Origin of the sequence: Aliiroseovarius crassostreae, assembly GCF_049803815.1 — a bacterium.
Lineage (GTDB): Bacteria > Pseudomonadota > Alphaproteobacteria > Rhodobacterales > Rhodobacteraceae > Aliiroseovarius > Aliiroseovarius crassostreae_A.
In genome coordinates this window covers 33309-52183 of the sequence record NZ_JBNAGI010000002.1, presented here as the reverse complement: position 1 = coordinate 52183, position 18875 = coordinate 33309, and the positions used below count along the sequence as shown (strand labels likewise).

The following is an 18875-nucleotide window of genomic DNA, read 5'->3' as shown; positions in this document are numbered from 1 at the left end:
ATGATTGCACTGCGACACCTGCACAATGCGCTGGCCGACAAGGTCGAGCGCCTCAGCCCAACTGTCTTGCCCCTTTTGGCCCGCTTCACCTTTGCCGCCACACTGCTGGGCTATTTCTGGGCCTCTGGTCTGACCAAACTGGGCAGCGGCATCTTTGGCATTTTCAACCCCTCGCTGGGGGCCTACGCGCAGATCTTTCCCAAAGCGATGGAGGCTGCGGGCTATGATGTGTCGAAACTGACCGCGTTTCACACGCTGGTTGTCAGCGCCGGAACGCTGGCCGAATTTGTCCTGCCGCTGTTGCTGGTCATTGGCCTCTTCACCCGACTGGCGGCGGTGGGCATGATCGGCTTTGTGATCGTGCAAACGCTGACCGATCTGTTTGGCCATGGTGGCATCAGCCACCCGGAAACGCTGGGCGCGTGGTTTGACCGCCTCCCCGACAGCCTGATCCTGGATCAACGGCTTTTCTGGATGGTCGTGCTGATCACGCTGGGGATCAAGGGCGCAGGCCCGCTATCCATCGATCGCCTGCTGAACCTGCGCTGACGCCTCACCCAAACTGTCACGCGTGTTGCGCCTTGCCCCCCCGGGGCAAGGCGCTTTTTCCTCTACAGCCAGACCGCCTGCGCTTTGGCATCCCAGCCCAGCGTCAGGCGATCGCCGTCTTCCACCACGGGGCGTTTCATCAGGGTCGGATACTCGGCCAAAAGCGCCAGAGGATCCCCCGCCCGTTCCGCGTCAGACAGGCCCCGCCAGGTGGTCGAGCGTTTGTTCACCAGCGCCTCGTCAAAGGCCGCGTGGAACCGGGCCAGATCCTCTGCCGCAACCCCATCCGCGCGCACATCGGTCATGTCCACCTCATACCCCGCCGCCATCAAGGCCTTTTGCGCCTTCTTGCAGCTGTCACAATTTTTCAACCCCCAGAACCGCATATTGCCCCTTTCTGTCATCTGCCTGTCACGTCTTTCGCCCAGCATGCCCCCGTTATGGGCGCCGATGATTGTAAGAACAAGACCGCACTGATGGGAACAATTCAAGGAACCCCCTTGATTTTCCGCCCGCGCTACGCCATGTCAGTGTTGTACGACAGACTATCTTCCGCCTTCTCACTACGCAGTCGGCCAAGTTCAAGACTGCGCTACCAGGGTCACCGCATGTTGTGGGTGGCATAAATTAGGAGAATACGGAAATGGCTTCAGGCACCGTAAAATGGTTCAACAGCACTAAAGGCTACGGCTTCATTCAACCCGACGATGGCGGCGCAGACATCTTTGTGCACATCTCGGCCGTTGAACGCGCCGGCCTGCGTGAGCTGCAGGACAACCAAAAAGTCAACTACGAGCTGGAAACCGGCCGTAATGGCAAAACCTCTGCCGCCAACCTCGAGCTGGTCTAAGAGGTTTCCCGCTTAGGGAAATTTTGGAACCCCCGTTGGTCTTAGGGCCTGCGGGGGTTTTCTTTCTCAGCTGATCTTTGAGAGCACTTCTCTTGTTCTAGGTATGCAGAACCTCAATATAATTTCACTGTCATCACTTATTCCCTCAATCACATCCACGCTACTAGCCAACAACTTCTGGGAGATTCCATGTTTCCTTAGAGCAGTATGCTTTGTTCTAATCAGACGCAAAAAGTTTGCTCTCGGACCTGCAAATGGTTTGCTCGACACCAGTGTTCTGATTTTTAGGAACATTTCTTTGGCATCATCAGAAATCGCAATCAGGCGAACTAGCTGAGTAGAGTTTAACGTCCCAATGATATCTGGATCGCTATCAATCACTTCTAATATAAAGTTCTTTTCGTAAGTTCTTGCCAGCCCCCCCAAGTTGAAAACAAAGCCAACTGCGGCTCGGAATACAGTATCCAACCGAAAAGGATTACTCTCTGCCCACTTGATTGCAGACTTTAGCTTTCTTCTAAATACTTCCGGCTTATTGACATCAATTGCGGCTAGTACATCCAGTCCACGATACTTTGCAAAGTTCAGTCGTGAGAATATCCGAGTTTTGGGTGCATTCAAATTCAATCCGTCTGAAAGTAGGAGTTTAGAAGCTTTATGCACCGCTTCTTCCAACCTCTTAGGTGAGTTACCAAAGACAATTATGTCGTCTGCCCAGCGTAGGTATGTCAGCCCATTATCCAAGCAGTACTGATCAAATTTATCATCAAAGCTTTGTAGGTAATAATGCGATAGAATTCGGCTCGCATCGGAAATAATCTCCTGAGGAATCCCTTTCGAGGAATGGTGATAGCCAGTAGTGCGCCTATTCCAGTTCGTCAAAAACATCTCTAGGATTGATACGTAGTCATCCAACTCAGGTGCGTCACGCCGCAATCGCTTAATCAGAAGCGGAACTTCTATTGAATCATAAAAATTCGCTATGTCCGTTGAAACGACATAGTTTCCAATTTTACCGTTTGAGGTTGTTTCTCTAAGGAGATCAGTAAAACTCCTAAATTCTTTCAACCACAAGAAATCCGAAAAACTATCTGCCAAGTAGTTCTGCTGAAACGACGAGGCATTTTCTTCGTTTCTGCGCTCATCCGATAGCTTTGGAATTTGCTGGGAAGTTGGAACAGAATGCCACCCCCCGTATATTCTATCCCTCCTTATAAGTACCTTATCCCCAATGACGCCGCAAATCTGATAGTAGACGGCAAGATCTTCCTTGGTAAGGATAGGCAGAAACCGTGTCACTCCATGCCCTTTTTGCAGACCTAAGAAACCATGCACAATTTCAGGTATATAAGAGTGGCTTCTTACACGTTCATTTGTCCTTGAAACAAAACTTGGCAATCCCGCCATTTCGTCTGGCGCAACAACCGGTATCGGTCCGTCTCTCAGTTTTTTCCATGTACGTCGTACGAGCTTTTCCTCAAGTTGGAATTGGCTCATTCGGCTCTACCCCCGCAACTCCGCCTCAAACTCACGCCATTCGCCCTTCGACATCCCCGAGTTCTCCTGCGTGACCTCTTCGCCTTTCAGCATCCGGCGGATGCAGTCCATGGCGCGGCCAGACAGGTTGGAGCCACCCAGGCGGTAATCTTCAAACGCGCCGTAGGCGGCGGGGACCCAGTCGGCGACGATCTTGCACATGGCTTCGGCATAGACGCGGATTTCATATTGGGCGTGGTGGTCGGCGCGCAGGCGCAGGAAGTGGAAGAGGTTGTGCAGGTCCACTTTCCAATACCATTGCGTATAGACATTGGCGGGCAGGTTCATCCGCGCCAGCTCGCGCGCCAACCCGTCCTGACCGTCCTGCGAGATCATCTCTTCGTAGTGATCATAGGCCCGGTTGCTGTCGGCCTTGAGGATTTCCAAAACCCGCGCGGCCTCGTCGCCCTGCAACGCCGCCCCGCGCCCCTGGTTGTTCACCACCGATTGCGCGGCCACATGTTCGGGCGCCGGGATGTAAAACTCGCGATCCAAAATAGAATAGCGCGCGGAATATTCATTCACATTTGCGGTGCGGTGACGGATCCACTGGCGCGCCACAAACACCGGCAGTTTCACATGCAGCTTGATCTCGCACATTTCAAACGGGGTCGAGTGCCAGTGGCGCATCAGATAGCGGATCAGCCCCGCATCGTTTTGCACCGATTTGGTGCCCTTGCCGTAACTCACCCGCGCCGCCTGACAGATCGCCGCATCGTCGCCCATATAGTCAATGACACGGACAAACCCGTGATCCAGAACCTCATGCGCGGTGTAAAGATGCTTCTCCATCCCCTCGCTGACCACGCGCATGGTGGTGTTTTTCTGGCTGCGTTGCTCTTCGATCTCGGCTTTCTGCTCAGGGCTCAGGGGCATGACGAATCTCTCTCTGGATGTGATTGGGGCCACTATATCTAGTCAGCGCGCCGATCTGAACTGCAAGATGACGTGGCCCGAAAGGAAGAGCGGCGCAATCATCACACAGCGCGATGATTTTGCCCCCTCCCCCACAGAAAACTTGACAAAAACCACGCTGACACGCCTGAATGGCAAAAAAACGAGACCCGAGGCAGGTTCATGAAAACGATTTTGAAGGCAGGTATTGTCCTGGCCGCGCTTGGCGCGTGCGACAATGGTGGGAACAACCCCCTGACCAATCCCGCAGTGCCGGATAAAGATCTTCCCCCCGGCACCAACAACCCCTCGGCCGGTGACCCGGTCGAGCGGTATGAGGCCAAGGACGACAACGGAAACGGCTATGCCCAGTCGATCACCTATGACAAGAAGACCGACACGTTTCGCGTCGACAACCTGGCCTTCGACGCGAACAATGTTTACACGCGCGATGATGTGGTTTCGACCCTCGGCAGCTTCAAGGTCTATGAAAATGCGGCGGTCTATGCCGACAGCGTGACCGGGAAGCCGATCAATCAGCTTTCGCACAAAGCCATTCTCGGGATCAGCAAAAACACCACCGAGGACGGGAAACCCGTCACCCAGTTCGCGGTTGTGCGCACCGGGGCCTACATACCATACGGCTTTGGCGGTTTCATGTATCAGCGGAATGAAGGGGTGGTTCTGCCGACATCAGGCCAGGCCACCTTCAGCGGCGATTATGCCGCGCTACGCGATTTCAACGGTCGCGGCGGCATGGAATATGTCACCGGCGACATGGTTCTGGACATTGATTTCAATGACTTCAATGCCGGGGATGCGGTGAAAGGCCGAATCACGGATCGCAAAATATTTAATGTGAATGGCACGGAAATCACCTCGACTTACACAGCCGCGCTTGGGGTTAGTGAACTGCCAGTGGTCAAAATCGTCATCGGACCTGGGACCATCAGCAGTGCCGGGGAAATCAAAGGCGAGATGGGAAGCCATTATTACGATGCATCGTCCGACACCATTGAGACCTACGAGAAGGGCAAGTATTTTGCGGTCATTGCCGGCTCGGGCGCTGATATGGAGGTGGCCGGGATCGTCGTGCTTGAAAGCGAAGACCCCTTGATCAAAGGCGTCACCGCCCGGGAAACCGGCGGCTTTATCCTGTATCGTTAAGAAACCGGGCTGTCCGATGTCGCTTCGCCGCGCCTTTATTGTAGCAGCCGGTTTGGCCCTGTCACCGCTTTGTCAACCCGGCAAGGCGGTGGCGGAAATCGTAACTCTGTCCGCCGACCAGATGATTGTCGCGGCCCGCCAGGCGCTGGCGCAAAACCAGCCGGTCTTGGCGCAGGCGTTGATGGATGCCTATCTGGCGGCGCATCCCGACACGGTCGAGGCGCTGGTGCTGACATCACGTGCCGCACGCGACCTGGGGCAGAACAGATCTGCGCGTAGCAGCGCAAAACAGGCCTGGCGCGCGGCGCAAACCCCATCAGAGAAATTTGCCGCCGCCATGGTTGCCGCCCAGGCGCAATCGTCCTCCGGCAACAAGACCGCCGGGCAGTTTTGGCTGCGCCGCGCATCAAACCACGCCCAAACCAATGCGCAACGCAACCAATTGCACAAAGATTTCCGCTATGTACGCGAACGCAACCCCTGGCGCATGGATCTGAGTTTCGGGATCACCCCCAGTTCAAACGTGAACGATGGATCCTCCGAAGATACAATCACCCTGTTTGGCCTGCCCTTTGCCCTGTCTCCCAGTGCCAAGGCGCTTTCGGGCACGCAAGGGCATGTTTCGGCCAAGCTTGCCTATCGGTTTGCGGAACGTGAAACATGGCGCAATTTTATAGGGGCCCAGCTCTTTCACCGCGAAACATGGCTGGATCGCAACGCACAAGACGCGGCCCCCATGGTGTCAAATGCCGATTTTCGCTACAGCTCGGCCGCGCTGACATTCGAACATCAGCACCTGATCCCCAAATGGAATGCCCGCCTGGATCTGCACGCCCGCCAAGGCCGCATCTGGTACGGCGGGGCGGCATTGGCCAATTTCACAGGATTGGGCGCGCAGCTGCACCTCGCCCGCCCCGAGGGCAGGCAGATTTCGCTTTATGCCCGATACGATCTGCAAGACCACATCCATACCGCCCTCCCCGACGTGCATGTCGGGGATATTGGCCTACAATACGGGTTTCAGAAATGGGGCCGGAAGTGGCAGATTTCGACCGCCCTGCAACAAAGTTTCTCGGATGACCTGACCCGGGAATATCGCGAGGTTCGGGCAGAGGTCGAAGTGGATCTTGGCCAGATCGTCAACGGGGTTGACCTGACCATGGGGCTGGGTGCCAGCCACCGGGCCTATGACGTCTCGCGCTACGCGCTGGACGGGCGCCATGACAACACGGTGGAAGCGCGCGCCGCGGTCACCTTGACCGAGATGGGATATATGGGATTTGCCCCGGAAATCTCACTGCAACATCGCGACACATCCTCAAACATCTCGCTATATACCAAGTCGGAAACCGCCCTTGGCCTGACACTCAGCTCGCAATTCTGACGCCTCCCTGCCCCCTCCCCGCTGCGCGATCATTCGCCCCTTGTGCCCCCAGGCGGCCCTTCCTCTTCCCCGCGAAAGGCTCTAGGCTTCCCGCATCCAATGACATGAGAGGCTGCCATGCGCGTCAAATATCTGCACACGATGGTCCGGGTGAAGGATCTGGACAAATCCATCGCATTTTACGAGTTGCTCGGGCTGGAGGTAACCAGCCGCCGGGATTTCGAAGAGGGTCGGTTTTCCCTCATCTTCATTGCCCCGCCTGATCAGCCCGATTGCCCGATCGAATTGACCTACAACTGGGATGGCGACGAGGGGCTGCCCTCTGACAGCCGCCATTTTGGCCATGTCGCCTATGCGGTCGAAGACATCTACGCCATGTGTCAAAAGCTGCAGGACAATGGTGTGGTGATCAACCGTCCGCCGCGTGACGGGCATATGGCGTTTGTCCGCTCACCCGACAATATCTCGGTCGAACTGCTGCAGATGGGGGAGGCCCTGCCCCCACAGGAACCCTGGGTGAGCATGGGCAATACCGGGCATTGGTAATCTCATGCAAGGGTCAGCCGTAACGGGGTCTGGTTCAAAGGGGCGCATCACCTGCTTTGGATGCGCCCGGGGCGTTCTGCGCCGCCTGCACCCCCGCCATCTGCTGACCCTCGCCCTGAGCACCTTGATCAGCGAGGCTGGCGACGCGGCCCCTTGCCGTCAGGCACTCGCCATCGGTCTGGATGTGTCTGGTTCGGTGGACGGGCAGGAATACAACCTGCAACTCAACGGATTGGCCCAAGCCCTGGAAGACCCGGATGTGCGCGCGGCGTTAACCGCCTCCCCCCGAACCCGCGTTGAGCTGAGCGTATATGAGTGGAGCGGTCCAACGGATCAACGCCTGTTGATCCCATGGCAGGCCATCACGTCGCAGGACGATATTCAGGACATAGCGGACAAGCTGCGCAGAACCGAACGCCTTCCGGCCCACCCCGCCACCGCCATTGGGCAAGCCATGCTTTATGGCGCAGACCTTTTGCACCAAAGATCAGACTGCTGGCAACAAACGCTGGATCTATCGGCTGATGGGATGTCCAATGCCGGCTTGCGTCCAAGAGATGTGAAACCAAAAACAGCCCTTGGCGGGCTGACGATCAACGGGCTGGTCATCACCTCGGATGACGCGGAAATGGCCGATATCGGCCAGGGGCCAGAACAGCTCGTGTCCTATTTCACCGAATTGATCATCCAGGGTCCGCTCAGCTTTGTTGAACGCGCTGATGGGTATGACGCCTATGCCGCGGCCATGGCCCGCAAATTGCTGCGCGAACTGTCCGGTCTGACCATATCCGACCGATCCCGATCAGACTGATCGCAAATGCCACCCACGGCCCTGCTGCGGCCCTACTGCTGCCACGTGAAGCCAGGACAAACCGGAATTCGGGGCACAGGCACACGGACAGGCCCAGGAACAGGCACACGGACAGGCGCGCGGATGGGCATCCGGGGGAGGCAAATATCACGTCAGTAGATATAGCGGATCTGATCGGTCCAGTAGCGTTCAACCCGTTTCAGCGCGGAATTGATCTCTTCAATCCCTTCGGCCCCCAACACGCCCCGCGACTGCAACCCATCCGCGTGCCGTTCAAACAACCCGGCCACAATATCCCGGATCGCACGGCCCCGTTCGGTCAGTCGCACCCGCACAGACCTGCGGTCAATCTCGCAGCGTTGGTGGTGCATAAAGCCCATTTCCACCAGTTTCTTGAGGTTATAGGACACATTGGAGCCCTGGTAATAGCCGCGCGATTTCAGCTCGCCCGCCGTGACCTCATTGTCACCGATATTGAATAAAAGCAGCGCCTGCACGGCGTTCACTTCCAAAACGCCCACGCGTTCAAATTCGTCCTTGATCACATCCAGCAACAGCCGATGAAGTCGTTCAACCAATGCCAGACTGTCAAGATATTGGCTCACAAACGTCTGATTGACGCTTTGAGGGATTGGGGAATGCATGCTCATTCGTTACTCCGACATAATTCTTGTCGATGAGTTTTCGGGGCAAATTCATTACATTCAGTTAAATCTGCAGCGAATGAGAGGGGGAGTTGCCGAAAATTTTCCGCAATTCCCACCCAAACCGTTCTTTTTTATTGAGAAACCGTTACCGCGCACCGGTGAATTCAGCGATCTCTTCGATCAGATCCGCATGCGGTTCCGGCGCGGGCTGTTGGCCGGACACCCATTGATAAAGGTCCTGGTCATTGTTTGACAGCAGGGCCTCATAGGCATCCAGCGCCGTGTCCGACATGCCGGAAAGATGGGCATCGGCATATTTCTTCAAGATGATGTCCATCTCTTTGATGCCCCGGCGCATGGAGCGCATGGCCAGCCGTTTCACCCGGTTTTCCCGTGTCTCATCCGCCGGACCACCGGGCAGCTCGCTCAGAAGCGCATCCAGCATCTCGTCACTTTGTTTCGACATCCTTACGCGGTCTCCATGCGTTTGCGCAGTTTCTTCTCCAACCGCGCCAGACGGTCGGCAGATTGGGTCATCTGGGTACGGATATCACGGATCTCCAGAAGAAGGTCCCGGATTTCCGGTGTCTGTTCCACCTCGTCTTCGGGCTGGTCCACACCCTCGCCTTCGCCGGTCAACAACCAGCGCAGCGATACATTCAGAACGCCGGATACCATGTTCAATTTGTTTGCACGCGGCTCTGACATGTCATTTTCCCAGTTGCGCAGGGTCTTCAGTTTGACCCCCATGCGCCGGGCCAGTTCCGACTGGTTCATGCCCACCGCTTCACGTGCACCGGCCAGACGATCACCAAAGGTGGCCTCTTCTTCCGAATACCAGCCGCCGTTATGATCTGCATCATCCATCAATCTGCCCCTTTTCCTGTCAACACGCTTGAACGCAATTCCCGCGCAACCTAAACAACTCACACAGATTATACAAACAGAGGCCCGCCATGACTTTCCTGTCTGCGACACTGAACCGCGTAAAACCTTCCCCGACCATTGCAGTGTCCAACCTGGCGGCGGAGCTGAAGGCCCAGGGCAAGGATGTGATTGGCCTGGGCGCGGGCGAGCCGGATTTCGACACGCCCGAGAACATCAAGGCGGCGGCCAAGGCGGCGATTGATGCGGGCAAAACCAAATACACTGCCGTGGACGGCATCACGGAGCTGAAGGCGGCGATCTGCGCAAAGTTCAAGCGTGACAATGGGTTGCGCTATGAGCCCAAGCAGGTGTCTGTCGCCACCGGCGGCAAACAGATCCTGTATAATGCGCTGATGGCCACGCTCAATCCCGGCGACGAGGTGATCATCCCGGCCCCCTATTGGGTCAGCTACCCCGACATGGTGCTGCTAGCGGGCGGCGAACCGGTGGTGGTGGAATGTCCGATTGAAACCGGCTTTCGCATGACCGCCGAACAGCTGGAGGCGGCGATCACGCCAAAGACCAAATGGCTGATCTTCAACTCTCCCTCGAACCCGACCGGTGCGGGCTATTCGCGCGACGAGCTGAAGGCGCTGACCGACGTGCTGATGCGCCACCCCCATGTCTGGGTGATGACCGATGATATGTATGAGCACCTGGCCTATGACGATTTCGAGTTTTGCACCCCCGCCGAGGTGGAGCCGGGGCTTTATGACCGCACCCTAACCTGCAACGGCGTCTCCAAGGCCTATGCGATGACCGGCTGGCGGATCGGCTATGCGGCAGGCCCGGTGGAGCTGATTGCCGCGATGCGCAAGATCCAGTCGCAATCGACCTCAAACCCCTGTTCGGTCAGCCAATGGGCCGCTGTGGAAGCGCTGAACGGCCCGCAGGATTACATCGCCGAAAACAACGCAACCTTTGTGCGCCGCCGTGACCTGGTGGTCGAGATGCTGAATGCCGCCGAGGGGCTTGACTGCCCGGTGCCGGACGGGGCGTTTTACGTCTACCCGTCGATCGCCGGGTGCCTGGGCAAAACCAGCGCGGGCGGTGTGAAGATCGACAATGACGAGGTCTTCGCCAAGGCGCTGTTGGAAGAAAAAGGCGTGGCGGTGGTGTTCGGGGCGGCCTTTGGTCTGTCGCCGAACTTCCGGGTCAGCTATGCTACGTCGGACGACGCGCTGCGAGAGGCCTGCAGCCGCATTCAGGATTTCTGCGCCACGCTAAGCTGAGGGGGACCCGATGGCGACCGAGCTGCCCGACTATTACTTCCGCGTGCGCGACAATGGCGCCTTCGTCTTTCGCGTCGATACCGAAAACCGACATCGGCGCATCGACATGGACCAGATCGCCATTGTGAACATTCGTAATGGTGACGTGAAACCCCATGGCGACCGCGCCTTGTCAGAGGAAGATCGCGGTGCAATTGCCAAGTGGATGGAGGAGCGGCGCGCCCTTCTGGACCAACGCAATATCGACGACATCCTGCGCACGGTGGATCACCTGAACACCACCGCCCATTGGGCGCAGACCAAGGCGTCGAACGAGGATCTGGAAGAGATCACCGATGCGCTGCTACTGGCAATGCATGACCTGCGCACGGTACTGGTGCGCAAAAAGGCGGACCGGATGTTGAAGGGCTAAAGGGGTCGCTCGCATTCTTGATGCGCGCCGCCTGCGGCGGGCGGGGGCGCCGGGCGACGCGCACTCCGAAACGTGGGCCTTTGTTTTCGCAACAAAATGCGCATTTGCCGAACGAGCATCTCCCGGCGCTTTTGCGTTGGTGCTCGGATAAGCGGCCATATCAGCGTCGCGTTGGTGGATCGGGGGGAAACAGGGGCGCTGCCCCTCGGCTTTCAGCCTCACCCCGGGATATTTCTGATTAGAAAATGAGGATACCCGCGTGGACAACCTGTGGTCCGTCTGTGATCTGACTGAGATCTGACGGGGGGTTTACGGCGTCGAAATCCGAGACGAGCGGGTCCAGAAGCGCCAGGACATGAAGGCCCCGGCAAACAAGAGGCCGATGACCAGACCCGCCCAGACGCCCTCTCCGCCCCAGCCCCAGGTGATGCCCATCACATAAGACATGGGGACGCCGATCACCCAATAGCTGATCGAGGCAATCACCATCGGCACTTTCGTGTCATGTACGCCGCGCAAAAGGCCCAGCGCCATGACCTGTGCGGAATCAGCGAACTGGAAAATGGCAGCGACCACCAGAAGCGAGGTGCCGATGCGCAGGATGTCGTCGCGCAGGGGTTCGGTTGGGTCCAGGAATACGCTGATCATCGGGTGTGGCAGCCCGATAAAGACCAGTACCGACACCAATCCGAAGGTGAGCGAGATGAGCGTGATCGCCAGTGCGCCTTTGCGCAGCCCCACTTCATCCTTGCGGCCCAACGCGCGGCCCGCGCGCACGGTGGCGGCATTGGACAGCCCAATATGCACCATGAAGAAGGCGGACACGATCTGCAGCGCGATCCCGTGCGCCGCCAGTTCCAGCGTCCCGATCCATCCCATCACCACGGTGGACGCCGAGAAGAGCCCCGCTTCTGCCAGCGAGGTCAGGCCGATCTGGCTGCCCATCCGCACCACTTCGCGCAGGGCCTCCCAATCAGGGCGCCAGATCCGCTGAAAAAGGTTGTGTTCGGGCAGGACACGCATCGCATAGGCCACCAGCACCGCGAAATTGGCCATCTGCACAATCAGCGACGCCGTGGCCGCACCGCGCACGCCCAGTTCGGGAAAGCCGAAATTGCCGAAGATCAGCGTGTAGTTCAGGAAGGCATTCAACACCACGGCCATCAGCGTGCCATAGAGCACCACCTTGGTGCGTTCGAGCGCCGAGAGGTAAGAGCGCAGCACCATGATGCCCAACGCGGGGTAGAGCCCCCACCCCATGATGCGCAGGTAATCTTGTGCCGTCGCCGACAGATCCGGTTTCTGCCCGATTGCCAGAAGCAGCGGTTCGGACCACCACAGCGCGGGCATCACCAGGGTGGCAATGATCGCGGAGGACCAAAACCCCATCCGGGTGACCCGGCGCACGCGGGTGTCATCACCTTCTTCAGAGGCCGAGGCCACCATCGGCATCACCGCCCAGGCAAAGCCCGACCCCATGATCATCAAGACAAAGAACAACGTGCCCGCCAGCACCACCGCCGCCAGTTCTTCGACCCCGTACCAACCCAGCATGATCGTATCGATGATCTGGATGGCAAAACCCGCCAATTGCGAGCCGATCAACGGCAGCCCCAGCAGAAGGGCTGCGCGCATGTGTTGGGGGATCGTTTGCGGTAACGTGGTCATCCTTCACCGCTAGTTGGAATTTTGCAGCCTCGCAAGAGGGGAAATCCGCGGCCCAGCCTGTTCGGGTTACAGACGGGACAATAGCGCCATGGTGGGGCGACCGGTCACCGCCAGCCCCTGGGCCTGTTCGAAGGCGCGGATGGCGGCGAGCGTTTTGGGGCCAATCACCCCGTCCGGTTCCCCCACATCGTAGCCTGCCCGCGCCAGACCCTTTTGCAACGCAATCCGGTCTTTGAGGCGCATGCCATTGGCGTCCGGGCCAAATTCGTGGCGCAACCCGGGGCGACCGGCCAGCAGGTCTGACAGGATGCCCACGCCAATAATATATTTCTGCGCGTTGTTATAACGGCCCAGCACGCGGTAATTTGGCCCCTTGTCAAAGCGTGGGCCATTCGCGCCGCCGGGCACCACTGCGCCATTTGCGCTTTCCTGCCCCCAGCGCGCGCCCTTGCGCCAACCGTTGCGATTGAGATAGGCGGCGGCCGAAGCCAGCGCGTCGGTGGGATCCGCGCCCCAGATATTGCGCGCCCCGTCGCCGTCGAAATCCACGGCAAAGGACAGGTAGCTGGTCGGCATGAACTGTGTGTGGCCCATGGCACCCGCCCAGCTGCCCAGCATCTGCGCAGGCGCGATGTCGCCGTTATCAAGGATCTTCAGCGCGGCCTGAAACTGCCGTTCAAACAGGTTCCCGCGCCGTCCGTCATAGGCCAGCGTGCCCAGCGCAGACAGGGTGGGCACGTCGCCCTTGCGGGTGCCATAGCGGCTTTCCAGCCCCCAGACCGCGGTGACCACCTCTTTCTCGACGCCATATTGCCGTTCGATCCGGTCCAGAAGCCCCGCATATTGGCGCAACATCGCCCGCCCGGTGGCCACCCGGTTTTCCGACGTGGCAATGGCAAGGTAATCCTCAAACGAGCGTTTAAACTCGGTCTGGTTGCGGTCGACCTTCACCACTTCGGGCAGAAAGCCGATGGTCGGGCGGGCGCGTTTCAACGTGCGGTTTGAAATCCCCTTGGCCCGGGCGCGGCCATAGGCGCCCTCGACCCAGGCATCAAAGCCCGCGTTTTTCACCGGTTGGAACCGTTGGGAAGCTGCTGCGCGGTTGGCGGGCCGGATCGCGCCCGAACCCTGTGCTGTGCCTTGTGCTGTGCTTTGGCACCCTGCCAGAACGCTTGCCCCCATCAATACGGTAAACTGCCGCCTGTCCATCATATTCACCTGTCGAAATGCCCGTTTGTTATGGGGTCAGTCTAACGGGACATGAACGGGTGACAAGCAATTGTGGCGCGCGCATGAAAAAAGGCGGCAGGTTGCCCCGCCGCCTTTGGGTTTGTGTTTTGTCTCTCTCCTGCGATCTGGCGCTGTGATCAGCCGCCACGCCGTTGATCGGGATGCAGGCTGGCCCCCAGAATGTGATCGGCGTTGTGGATCACCTGGCTCGCGTGGCCCACAATCAGCGGATCGGGCTGGTCGACCAGATCGTGATCCTTGTCCGGGTAGTCGATGGTCGACAGGAAGTGGCGCATGCATTCAAGGCGCGCACGTTTCTTGTCGTTCGACTTGATGATGGTCCAGGGCGCATCGGCCGTGTCGGTATAGAAGAACATCGCCTCTTTCGCCTCGGTGTAATCATCCCACTTGGACAGGGACGCCACATCCACCGGCGACAATTTCCAACGCTTCAGCGGGTCATCCTTGCGGCTGTCAAACCGGCGCTTCTGCTCTTCGCGGGTGACCGAGAACCAGTATTTATACAGGCGAATGCCCGACCGGGTCAGCATCCGTTCAAATTCCGGGGTCTGGCGCATAAATTCCAGGTATTCGTTCGGCGTACAAAAGCCCATCACGCGCTCTACACCCGCGCGGTTGTACCAGGAGCGGTCATAAAACACCATTTCGCCAGCCGTCGGCAGCTGCGAGATATAGCGTTGGTAGAACCACTGGCCGCGCTCTTCATCCGTGGGCTTGTTCAGCGCCACCACGCGGGCTTCGCGCGGGTTCAGGTGTTCCATGAACCGTTTGATGGTGCCGCCCTTGCCCGCCGCATCGCGGCCCTCAAACAACAGGACAAATTTCTGACCGGTCTCACCGACCCACTTCTGCACCTTCAGAAGCTCTGCCTGAATCTTGCTTTTCTGGCGCTCATAGTCTTTGCGCCCCAGCTTGTCCTCATAGGGGTATTTGCCATTTTCAAAGGTCTGACGGATCTGGTCCGAGGTCACCTTGGGGAACGACCCTTTGACAGCGCTTGTCGCAACCTTTTGCTCGGCCTCTTTGGGGGCAGCGTCCGTCGGGTCGGTTGTGTCGCTGGCAGCTTTTACCGCAGCCGTGCCATTTGTAGCGGTGGATTTACCCGGGGTTCTACGTGTGGTTTGCGCCATGCACTTCTCTCCTATCTGTCCCTTTTTTGAATGCATTTGCAGTGTATCCGGTTGCACATTCCGCCGCTTTGATCCGGGTCAATATTTTGGCGTTTTTTGACGCAAGTTTTCGCCAGGAACTTGTGATGAATCCCCGGCAAAACCGGCGACGGTTTCACGTTTTTCTCCACCGGTGGAAATCTCTTGTTAACTCTGCTCTGTTCAAACGGTAAGGACGTAAGACAGGTGAGCGGGAGATAACAAGAATGACCATCCTCGACTTTGTCAGCTTTGATCAACTGGCCGCCAGCGTCATCCTTCTGGCGCTGCTGCAAGAGCTGCGTGGGATGGTCATGCGACGCAAGGGGGGCTGAGCTCTCACATGAAAACACCCCGGCGTTTCACCGGGGCGCTTCCTGTTTTCAAACCGTGTGTCCGACGCGATCCGCGATCAGATCGCCTTGTCAGCACGGATCGTCGCAAAAACCGTACCGCGCACCGCACGGGGCCATTTCAACTGCACCGTGGTATTGCCGGTGCCCTGCCCGGTTTTGGTCAACGGCATATCATAGACCGCATTGTTGCCACTGTCCCTCAGATCATCTTCAAAGGTCAGCGCCTGACAACGCCGGGCCTTGCCGTCAAATGGCATATAGCCTGCCACGTTCAGGTTCCAGGTCGACGCATTGCTGCCCTGGTTGAACTCCAGCATCACCGGAGAGGCCGTGCGCTGGGTGATGCCGAAAAACGCATTGTTCTGGAACGTGAGATTGCGATAGCTCCATCCGTTTAGCGTGGCATGGGTGGTCGACACCCCATCCACACGGGTGATATTGCCATTGCGCGCGCGGAAGGTGTTGTCGGTGATATGCATGCCCGACACGAAATGCCCGCTGCCAAAGGGTTTCACGATGATGAAGTTGAAGGACGAGGCCGCATCCTGAACCGTAAAGATATTGCCCGTGATGGTCAGGCCACCAAAGGAATACTCCGACGCGTAATCCGGCTTGGGGTCATGTTCGTTGTTCAACTCGATAAAGCAATTGTCGATATAATTGCCGGTGATCACCATCTTGGTGTTCTCATAGGTAAAGACCAGCCCGGCAACCCTGGGCCCGTTATCCACCTCATCCCCCTGGAAAAAGTGGTTGCCCTGGATGATATGCCCCGCCCCGTGCATCACACAGGTCGTGCCCAGCCGCTGCGCGCGGTTGTCACGGATCTTCGCGTCGTTCTTGTTCATATTGAACCCGATTGACTGACGCGCGGTGGCAGCCAGCCCCTGTTCGGCGGAAATGAACTGACAGCGTTCGATGTGAAGGTCCTGACAGCCTGTTCCGATCGAGGTGATGCCCCGGTTCTTGGGCTTGATGAAAAAGCAATCCTGGAAAATCGCGTTTTCACCGCTGCGGGCCAGACGCACCGCCGACGCGTGGCCGTTGCACTGAAACTCCACCTCGGACAGGGTCATCCGGTTCACCTGCGCAAAACCCGAGAAGTCGAGAACGTATTTGAACCTTTTGAACGTATAGCTTTGGGTTGCGGACGGCCCATACAAAGGCTGTGACAGGGTCAGTGAATTGCCCCCGATATTCACATCGGTCACGTAAACCTCGCGCCCGACCCCATTGCCGGTGATCAGATCCCCGCGCTTGATCGACCCGATATTGGACACCGAAGTCAGCTGATAGGGGTTGTTGGGATTATAGCTGCCATTGGCGTTTACGCTGCTTACATCCCAGGCCGGGCCATCAATGACATAGAACTGGCCATTCTTGATCACCCGGCGAATGAGAAAACTGTCCGACGCGTTATAGGCCGCCTGCATGTCAATCGGTTCCGTCACATCGATGCGACGGCCACACATGTCCAGGATCTCGTGGTCGGAATAATGCAGAAGGGCCTGGAACGCCTTTTTGAAGCCCAGGATCTCGTCCCCGAAGGCGTCGATATAGGTGGGCAGGTCGAAACTGCGGGTCAGCGACAGGTAGACGTTGTCGGGCATGGTGATGTTGCCCTCAAAGCGCATATCCGCGTGCATGGTCAGGTTCGACGTGACGCGATAGGTGCCTTCGGGCACCAACACGGTGCGGCCATTGGCGGCGGCATCGGCGGCCAGGAAGGCGGCATGGTCATTGGTGGTGCCATCGCCCGCAGCGCCAAAATCGCGCACATCCACCCAATCCATCATGTCGCGCAGATAGGCACCGGTCACATCTTCGATGGTCATATCATCAATGCGAATGATCGCCCCGTTCGACCCGGTGAACTCCAGCCCCAGATGACCATAGGCCACATCGGCGCCCCAGATCATATCGACCCCATTGCGCGACCCCGACCCGACAATCGCCGAGATCTCGACCACCTCACCATAAGACGTCAGCGGCACGCTGGGCCCTGCTTCCACGTACCCGGTGGCGTGGCTGTTGTTTGATTTAAGCGGCTTGCCAACCACGCGGACAGACGGAAGCGGGCCGCTGAGAACCTTGACCTTCGCAGACAGACGCAAATAGCAGCCCTGCTCATATGGCGTCTGGCCGGTATAGGTCACCTTGAGCGAATTGGCGTCTTTGAAAACCTCCAGACAACCATCGAAATCCTGGTCTGCCGGCACCAGCGCCGCATTTGTCGCCACTGCATAATTGGGCGAGCCGGGCGTGCCATCCCCGCTGGACCAGTTGTTCAGACCATCTGCGAAGGGGGGCGGCATGAAGACCACCCCGTCGGTAAGTGCCTTGTTCATAAAGTTCCCTTTCAGGTCAAAATACAGCCTCACCCGGTCGGGGCCGGGGGCAAATCGCCCAAGGCCACAGGCACAGGTGGTCGGACGCGCGGCCCGAAACGGGGAAAGAGGTAGCAAATGGGGTTTAAGAGGGATTAACCTGTGCGTACGCCCGCCACGCGCTCCACACGCGATGCAACAGGTCAGACCGACCGCACCCGCAACACTGGAAACCAGCCCGCCAAGTTTTTCATCTCATGGAACAGGTCCCCAAATGGCACATGATCAATTTGGCCTCGCGTTACGCGTTGCCGCCAGTTTCTTTTTCACCGTCATGGTGGTTTGCGTAAAGCTGACGACCGAAAACATTCCCCTTGGTCAGATTATCTTCTGGCGCAGCGCAGTCGCGCTTGTCCCCTTGATGGCCTATCTCTACCTGACGGGGGATCTGCCCTCGGGCTTGCTTACCAAACGGCCCGGAGCCCATTTTCTCAGATGCCTGTTTGGGCTGGCCGCCATGACCACATCCTTTGCGTCATTGAAATTCCTGCCCGTTGCCGACAGCACGGTGATTGGCTACCTCACGCCGATCCTGATGTTGATCCTCGGCGGTGTGTTCCTGGGCGAGGCGATCACCCGAGCGCGCGTGCTTGCCGTTACCTGTGGCTTTCTGGGGGTTCTGGTAATGACCTTCCCTGCCCTATGGGAAACCCGGCCTGACGGATACTTGATCGGCGTGGCACTTGGATTGGCCACGGCGGTGATCACGGCGGTGGCCAAGGTCCAGATCAGAGACCTGACAAAAACCGAACACCCCGGTGCAATTGCCTTTTTCTTTGCTTTGGTCTGCGCCATGGGCGGGCTGATCTCGGCGCCCTTTGGCTGGGCGTCCCCCAGTCTTACGAGTTACCTTTTGCTTGTCGGGGCTGGGGTGTCAGGGGGGCTTGCGCATATCTGCATGACCCTGGGGTTGAAGCACGCAGAAACGGCAAAACTGGCCGGGATCGAGTATATTTCACTGATTTTTGCGGTTGCGGCAGACCTGTTGATCTTCAACATCACCCCCGGGCTCAACTTCTTGCCAGCCACCGTGCTTGTGTTGTTCGCCGCCTATCTGGTCAGTTTTCGTGACACACGGAACACGCCCGCCAAATCACATTCAACTTAAAT

Annotated in this window: 19 protein-coding genes; 9 read left to right on the top strand and 10 right to left on the bottom strand. The window is 57.9% G+C overall.

Annotated elements, in window-relative coordinates; translation table 11 throughout:
- Complete coding sequence (locus tag ACP15V_RS06000) at positions 1-549, top strand: DoxX family protein (protein WP_424942777.1); 549 nt, start codon at positions 1-3, stop codon at positions 547-549.
- Between the two features lie 62 nt (positions 550-611).
- Here the strand turns inward: ACP15V_RS06000 and ACP15V_RS05995 are convergent, their stop codons facing one another.
- Positions 612-935, bottom strand: a complete 324-nt coding sequence (locus tag ACP15V_RS05995; RefSeq protein ID WP_424942776.1) for an arsenate reductase family protein — start codon at positions 933-935, stop codon at positions 612-614.
- 257 nt (positions 936-1192) lie between these two features.
- On the opposite strand from ACP15V_RS05995, the gene ACP15V_RS05990 reads away from it, so the two are divergent.
- Positions 1193-1399: a cold-shock protein gene (locus tag ACP15V_RS05990; protein ID WP_259772613.1), complete on the top strand. Its 207-nt coding sequence runs from the start codon at positions 1193-1195 to the stop codon at positions 1397-1399.
- Positions 1400-1465: 66 nt separating this feature from the next.
- Here ACP15V_RS05990 and ACP15V_RS05985 read toward each other — a convergent pair whose 3' ends face one another.
- Together ACP15V_RS05985 and thyX are read right to left on the bottom strand one after the other, a co-directional pair.
- Positions 1466-2896 carry an RNA-directed DNA polymerase gene (locus tag ACP15V_RS05985; protein ID WP_424942775.1) on the bottom strand — a complete coding sequence of 477 codons (1431 nt, stop codon included), beginning with the start codon at positions 2894-2896 and terminating at the stop codon, positions 1466-1468.
- Between the two features lie 6 nt (positions 2897-2902).
- The gene (gene thyX, locus ACP15V_RS05980; protein WP_424942774.1) at positions 2903-3811 is read right to left on the bottom strand and encodes an FAD-dependent thymidylate synthase; all 909 of its coding nucleotides are present in this window, start codon (positions 3809-3811) and stop codon (positions 2903-2905) included.
- A 201-nt stretch (positions 3812-4012) separates the two neighbouring features.
- Between thyX and ACP15V_RS05975 the strand changes: the two genes are divergently transcribed.
- The 4 genes from ACP15V_RS05975 to ACP15V_RS05960 all read left to right on the top strand — a co-directional run bounded on the left by ACP15V_RS05975 (position 4013) and on the right by ACP15V_RS05960 (position 7737).
- Positions 4013-4996, top strand: a complete 984-nt coding sequence (locus tag ACP15V_RS05975) for a hypothetical protein (RefSeq protein ID WP_424942773.1) — start codon at positions 4013-4015, stop codon at positions 4994-4996.
- Positions 4997-5012: 16 nt separating this feature from the next.
- Positions 5013-6380 carry a surface lipoprotein assembly modifier gene (locus tag ACP15V_RS05970; protein WP_424942772.1) on the top strand — a complete coding sequence of 456 codons (1368 nt, stop codon included), beginning with the start codon at positions 5013-5015 and terminating at the stop codon, positions 6378-6380.
- A 117-nt stretch (positions 6381-6497) separates the two neighbouring features.
- Entirely contained in the window at positions 6498-6926 is a 429-nt protein-coding gene (locus ACP15V_RS05965) for a VOC family protein (protein WP_424942771.1), read from the top strand.
- A 4-nt stretch (positions 6927-6930) separates the two neighbouring features.
- Positions 6931-7737: a DUF1194 domain-containing protein gene (locus ACP15V_RS05960; RefSeq protein ID WP_424942770.1), complete on the top strand. Its 807-nt coding sequence runs from the start codon at positions 6931-6933 to the stop codon at positions 7735-7737.
- Positions 7738-7889: 152 nt separating this feature from the next.
- Here the strand turns inward: ACP15V_RS05960 and ACP15V_RS05955 are convergent, their stop codons facing one another.
- The 3 genes from ACP15V_RS05955 to ACP15V_RS05945 all read right to left on the bottom strand — a co-directional run bounded on the left by ACP15V_RS05955 (position 7890) and on the right by ACP15V_RS05945 (position 9251).
- Positions 7890-8387: a MarR family winged helix-turn-helix transcriptional regulator gene (locus tag ACP15V_RS05955; protein WP_424942769.1), complete on the bottom strand. Its 498-nt coding sequence runs from the start codon at positions 8385-8387 to the stop codon at positions 7890-7892.
- 142 nt (positions 8388-8529) lie between these two features.
- Positions 8530-8829 (bottom strand): succinate dehydrogenase assembly factor 2, encoded by a 300-nt coding sequence (locus ACP15V_RS05950; RefSeq protein ID WP_424943382.1) that lies wholly within the window; start codon positions 8827-8829, stop codon positions 8530-8532.
- A 23-nt stretch (positions 8830-8852) separates the two neighbouring features.
- Entirely contained in the window at positions 8853-9251 is a 399-nt protein-coding gene (locus tag ACP15V_RS05945) for a helix-turn-helix domain-containing protein (protein WP_424942768.1), read from the bottom strand.
- Between the two features lie 89 nt (positions 9252-9340).
- Here ACP15V_RS05945 and ACP15V_RS05940 point away from each other — a divergent pair, with 89 nt between their 5' ends.
- Positions 9341-10543: a pyridoxal phosphate-dependent aminotransferase gene (locus tag ACP15V_RS05940; RefSeq protein WP_424942767.1), complete on the top strand. Its 1203-nt coding sequence runs from the start codon at positions 9341-9343 to the stop codon at positions 10541-10543.
- Between the two features lie 10 nt (positions 10544-10553).
- Complete coding sequence (locus ACP15V_RS05935; protein WP_424942766.1) at positions 10554-10955, top strand: hypothetical protein; 402 nt, start codon at positions 10554-10556, stop codon at positions 10953-10955.
- 309 nt (positions 10956-11264) lie between these two features.
- On the opposite strand, the gene ACP15V_RS05930 is transcribed toward ACP15V_RS05935, so the two are convergent.
- From ACP15V_RS05930 to ACP15V_RS05915, 4 genes are all read right to left on the bottom strand, one after another.
- On the bottom strand, positions 11265-12623 hold the full coding sequence (locus ACP15V_RS05930; RefSeq protein WP_424942765.1) for an MATE family efflux transporter: 1359 nt from the start codon (positions 12621-12623) through the stop codon (positions 11265-11267).
- A gap of 66 nt (positions 12624-12689) precedes the next feature.
- Complete coding sequence (locus ACP15V_RS05925; protein ID WP_424942764.1) at positions 12690-13835, bottom strand: lytic murein transglycosylase; 1146 nt, start codon at positions 13833-13835, stop codon at positions 12690-12692.
- A 155-nt stretch (positions 13836-13990) separates the two neighbouring features.
- Entirely contained in the window at positions 13991-15004 is a 1014-nt protein-coding gene (gene ppk2 / locus ACP15V_RS05920; protein ID WP_424942763.1) for a polyphosphate kinase 2, read from the bottom strand.
- 430 nt (positions 15005-15434) lie between these two features.
- Entirely contained in the window at positions 15435-17726 is a 2292-nt protein-coding gene (locus ACP15V_RS05915; protein ID WP_424942762.1) for a glycosyl hydrolase family 28-related protein, read from the bottom strand.
- Between the two features lie 253 nt (positions 17727-17979).
- Between ACP15V_RS05915 and ACP15V_RS05910 the strand changes: the two genes are divergently transcribed.
- Positions 17980-18873 carry a DMT family transporter gene (locus tag ACP15V_RS05910; RefSeq protein WP_424942761.1) on the top strand — a complete coding sequence of 298 codons (894 nt, stop codon included), beginning with the start codon at positions 17980-17982 and terminating at the stop codon, positions 18871-18873.
- Positions 18874-18875 lie beyond the last annotated feature (2 nt).